This is a genomic window from Falsiroseomonas oryzae (assembly GCF_027856955.1).
In the GTDB taxonomy this organism is placed as follows: domain Bacteria; phylum Pseudomonadota; class Alphaproteobacteria; order Acetobacterales; family Acetobacteraceae; genus Falsiroseomonas; species Falsiroseomonas oryzae.
On the sequence record NZ_JAPSMD010000449.1, the window covers coordinates 1 to 4,247 of the forward strand.

At 74.5% G+C, this 4,247-nt stretch carries 2 protein-coding genes; both read left to right on the top strand.

Annotation, left to right across the window (positions count from 1 at the left end; all coding sequences use genetic code 11):
* The first annotated feature begins 153 nt into the window (after positions 1 to 153).
* Positions 154 to 1,353, top strand: a complete 1,200-nt coding sequence (locus tag OZN99_RS26700; protein ID WP_270938271.1) for a hypothetical protein — start codon at positions 154 to 156, stop codon at positions 1,351 to 1,353.
* Between the two features lie 13 nt (positions 1,354 to 1,366).
* The gene (locus OZN99_RS26705; protein ID WP_270938272.1) at positions 1,367 to 4,192 is read left to right on the top strand and encodes a hypothetical protein; all 2,826 of its coding nucleotides are present in this window, start codon (positions 1,367 to 1,369) and stop codon (positions 4,190 to 4,192) included.
* The last annotated feature ends 55 nt before the right edge of the window (positions 4,193 to 4,247 follow it).

Here is a 4,247-nt window from a genome sequence, read left to right on the forward strand (position 1 = left end):
CATCGCGCGCATCGGCGGCCGCGACGGGTTCCGCGCCGGCATCCTCGGCGACCGCGCGCCGCTCGGCGCCGACCGCCTGCTGGGGCGCGCGCGGCCCGAGGACCGCTTCCGCCTCGACGCAACCCACCTTCCGCAGCACAGGACGCGATGGCCATGAGCGACACCGCCACGCTGTTCGCCCCGCTCGAGGACGACGATCCTGCGCGGCCTGGCGACCCCTTCTCGCGGCTGCGCTACCACTATGGCCAGCTGCTGGGCGCCGAGGACTTCGCGGCGGAGCAGCGCTACCACGTGCTGCGGGAACGGCTGCTGACGGCGACGCTGCACGGCCACGGCACGGTCTGGGGCCTGCGCGTCACGGCGCGGGAGGATGCGGCCAGCAACGCCGTGCAGCTGGTCTGCGCGCCGGGCCTGGCGGTGGATGCGCTGGGGCGGCTGATCCATGTCGAGCAGGAAGTCTGCCTCGACGTCACCGGGCTGGCGCTGGCGCCCTTCTGGTCGGACCTGTCGCCGCCGCCTGGCGCGGAGGCCGGGTCCCGCGCAAGGCGCGCCTTCGTCGTGCTGTCCTACCGCGCCTGCCTGGCGGACGAGGTGCCGGCCATCGCGCCGCCCTGCTCCGACAGCGGGGAGGCGATGGCCCATGCGCGGCTGCTGGACCGCTGGCGGCTGTGCCTGGCGGCGGAGGCACCGCCCGATCCGCACCCGCTGGCGCGCGACGGCAGCGCGCTGCCCGCCGGCGACCTGCGCGCCGCGCTGCTGGAGTTCATCCTCTCCCCGCCGGCCGAGCTCTCCCGCTTCTGGTCGGGCGGGGACGAGGCACCGCTGCTGCTGGCGACGGTGGATCTGGAGCCGGTGGGCGACCCGGCCGAGCGCACGCGGCTGGTCGCGGGGCCCGACAATGCGGTGCGCGCGCTTCTGCCGGATGTGCAGACGGTCGCGGCGGTCGCTAGCGGGGCGCGCCTGATCGGCGCCGGGGCCGCGGCGGCCTTCGCGCTGGACGGCGCCACCGCCGCCTCCGACGGCAGTGCCGTCACGGTCACCGCGCGCTTCTCCCGACCGCCGCAGGCCGCCAGCGTCTCGCCCGACAGCCTGCGCGTCTTCCGCTTCGATCCCGGCTCGGGCTGGGTGGAGGCGGCGACGGTCAGCCGCACGTCAACCGGCAACGAGGTCGCGATCCTGCTGGGCGAGGACTGGACGGCGGAGACCACCTGGCAGCTGGTGGCGATCGGCGCGGGGCCGGCGCCGCTGCTCGATGCCGAGGGCAACCCGCTGGGCGGTGTCGTCGGCCAGCCGCAGGGCCGCGCGCCAACTGCCGGGCGCGATGCGAGTCTCGTCCTGAAGTTCGTCCCGTGACGGAGCGACGCCGATGAGCACCAGCATGGACACCCGGCAGATCAAGCTCCTCATGGCTTTCGCCAAGAAGATGCAGGATCCCAAGGCGCAGCTGACGGCGGCGGAGGAGGCCGTGCTGGGCGTCTTCCTGCCGGAGAAGGACCAGGGCCTGCCGCAGGCGGCGCCGGGCGATGCGCGCGGGCAGAACGCGCTGCGCCGGACCAACTGGTTCAACGGCCGCTTCCTGACAGCGGAGGCGCTGCGGCGGCAGGACGTCTATCTCGACGCGCGCGCGCGGCTCGACGCGCATCTGCTGATGCCGGGCGTCGTCCATGGCCTCGGCATCACCGGCACCGGCGTGAACGCGATGCGGGTGAACGAGGACCGCAACACGCCGCCCACCACCGGCGGATTCGGCAAGGCGGAGAAGCTGACGCTCTCGCCCGGCCTCGCCTTCGACCATGTCGGGCGGCCGATCCTGGTCTCGCAGCCCTTCGACTTCACGCTTGAGCAGCTGGTCGCGACATCCCGCGCGAAGCCGCGCCGCGTCGCGCCGGGTGGCATCGAGTTCGCGCCCTGCGTCTGCCTGGTGCCGGAGCCGGAAGGGCCGAGCGGCGGGGCGCCGGCCGTGCGGCCCGGGCCCTACCTGCTGGTGATCGAGCCCGGCGAGGTGCCGGACGGCGAGGCGAAGGTCTATGGCGAAGCCTGTGCCGGCCCTACGCCCGTCACCTGCCAGGCGGAAAGCTGGCGCGGCGCCTTCGGGCTGTCGCTGGTGCGCGTGCCGCTCGAGCTGCCGGAGGAGGAGGGGCTGAATTCCTCCTGGGCGCTGCGCGGCACCGCCTCCGCCTGGTGGTTCGACGTCTTCGAGCATTCGCTGATCAAGCGCTGGGACCCGAGCTTCGCCACCGATGACGGCTTCCGCCGCCCGGCGGGCCCGGGCCGGCACGAGGCCGGCGCGGTGGCTCTGGCGATGGTCTGGCTGGGCACCGATGGCTCCGCGCTGTTCATCGATTCCTGGATCCCGCGCCGGAGCGTCGTCGCAACGCCGGGCGAGGACTGGCACCGCATGCGCTTCGGCGCGCCGCCGCGCGCGGCGGCCTGGGCGCGCATCCACCAGTTCCAGGCGATGCTGGCCGAGAGCCTGGCACGCGAGCGGCTGATCCAGGGCAGCGGCGTCGGGCTGAACCTGTGGCGGCGCGGCTTCCGGCATATCCCGCCGATCGGCTTCCTGCCGCTCGACCCGGCGGCGGTCGGCGCGCAGGGCGACCGCACCGCCAGCACCGGCAACGCCGCGCTGGACCGGCTGATCGCGGCGGCGGGCGGGCGCGTGGCGATGGTCTCGGGGCTGATCGCGGCGGCGCGGCAGCAGGCCTTCGGCTATTTCCGCGGCACCACCGTGATCCCCTACTGCGTCGTCGCGCTGCATGACGACGACATCCTCGAAGACCTCGCCAACGTCTTCGACAAGGACCCGGTCCGCGTGGCGCGGCGCGTGCCGCGCGACACCTCGCCGAACGAGCCGGGCCGCGACGTTCCCGGCACGACCACCAACGCGCCGGCCTTCGCCTTCCTCGACCGGCTGGCCGAGGCCTTCGAGGTGATGGGGCTGGACGAGCTGGTGAACCGGCGCACCGAGATCGTGAAGGTGCTCATCCCGCTGCAGGGGCTGACGCGCCCGCACCCGGTGCTCGGCGTGGTGCCGGAGGATGCGCGCGACCAGCTGGCGGATTGGATCGGCAGCCAGCCGCCAAGCTGGTACCTGCGCGATGCCCGGCTGACCGACGCCAACACCATGGCGGGGCTGCGCCAGTCGCTGCCGCTGGAGATGCTGCCGCGCCATTTCGCGGTTTACGTCAAGCAGCGGATGGTGCTGCTGGAGGTGCTGGTGCAGCTGCTGGAGCTGCTGCAGGTGGTGGTGGAGCTGGTGCAGGACATCCGGCGCGATCCGCGCCTGGCTGCCGCCGGCCAGCAGAAGATGGCCTCCACCGCCGCCTATCGCGAGGCCTACCAGCGGCAGCCCGCCGAGAAGCGCGCGCTGGCGGAAGCGGCGCTGGCCGAGCCGATGGTGCGCAACGCGGTGGTCACCGCCGCCGCGCTGGCCTCCCCCGACCTGCGCGTCGTCTCCCGCAACGAGGCCTTCACGCAGACCCTGGCCGAAACCGATGCCTCGCTCGCGCGCGAGATCAGCGACCCCGCGGAGCGCGAGCGCGTGGCGCTAGAGCGCACGGCGGATGCCTATGCGGCGGAGTATCCGGGCTTCGCCGTGGTGCAGGTGATGGCCGCGGTGCAGCCGCCCACGGCGGCGAAGGCCAGCATCGCCGACCTGCGCTTCCGCGCCGCGCAGCTGCCGCTGCGCGACAACACCGGCACCATCGCCGAGGCGACGGTGGCCGACCGCGTCGCCGGCGGCGTGAAGACCTTCGAGACGGCGGAGGCCTCGGTCGCCTATGGCGCGATGCGCGAGGCGATGGCCGAGAAGGACGCCAGCGCCTATGTGGCCGACGCGCCGGCCGGCGTGACCGCCAAGGAGGTGCTGGAGAAGCCGCCGGCCGAGGCAGCGCGGCTGCTCGGCGGCGAGGAGAAGCTGGCCGCCTTCACCGCCGCGATGGCGAAGGAACGCGAGGAGGCGGCGGTGGCGGCGAAGGCCGTGACCGCCGCGCCGCCGCCGCCGGAGGTCGTCGCCAAGGTGACCGAGGTCGCGACGCGCGGCGAGGATGCGGTGGCGGCGCTGGAGAAGGCGCGCGACGCCGCGACCGATCCGGCGGCGCGCGCCTCGCTGGACGGGGCGGCGAAGATGGTGCGCACGCTCGGCGTCGAGCGCACGCTGGCGCTGGCGCGCGTGGCCCGCAAGCCGGCCTAGCGCCGCATGGCCGCGCCGGAGGTCGCGATCGGTCGCCTCGCCACCCGGATCCGCG

Excerpts from the sequence above, each read along its gene's own strand:
- OZN99_RS26705 (WP_270938272.1), top strand. The coding sequence starts at position 1,367 with ATGAGCACCAGCATGGACACCCGGCAGATCAAGCTCCTCATGGCTTTC.
- OZN99_RS26700 (WP_270938271.1), top strand. The coding sequence starts at position 154 with ATGAGCGACACCGCCACGCTGTTCGCCCCGCTCGAGGACGACGATCCT.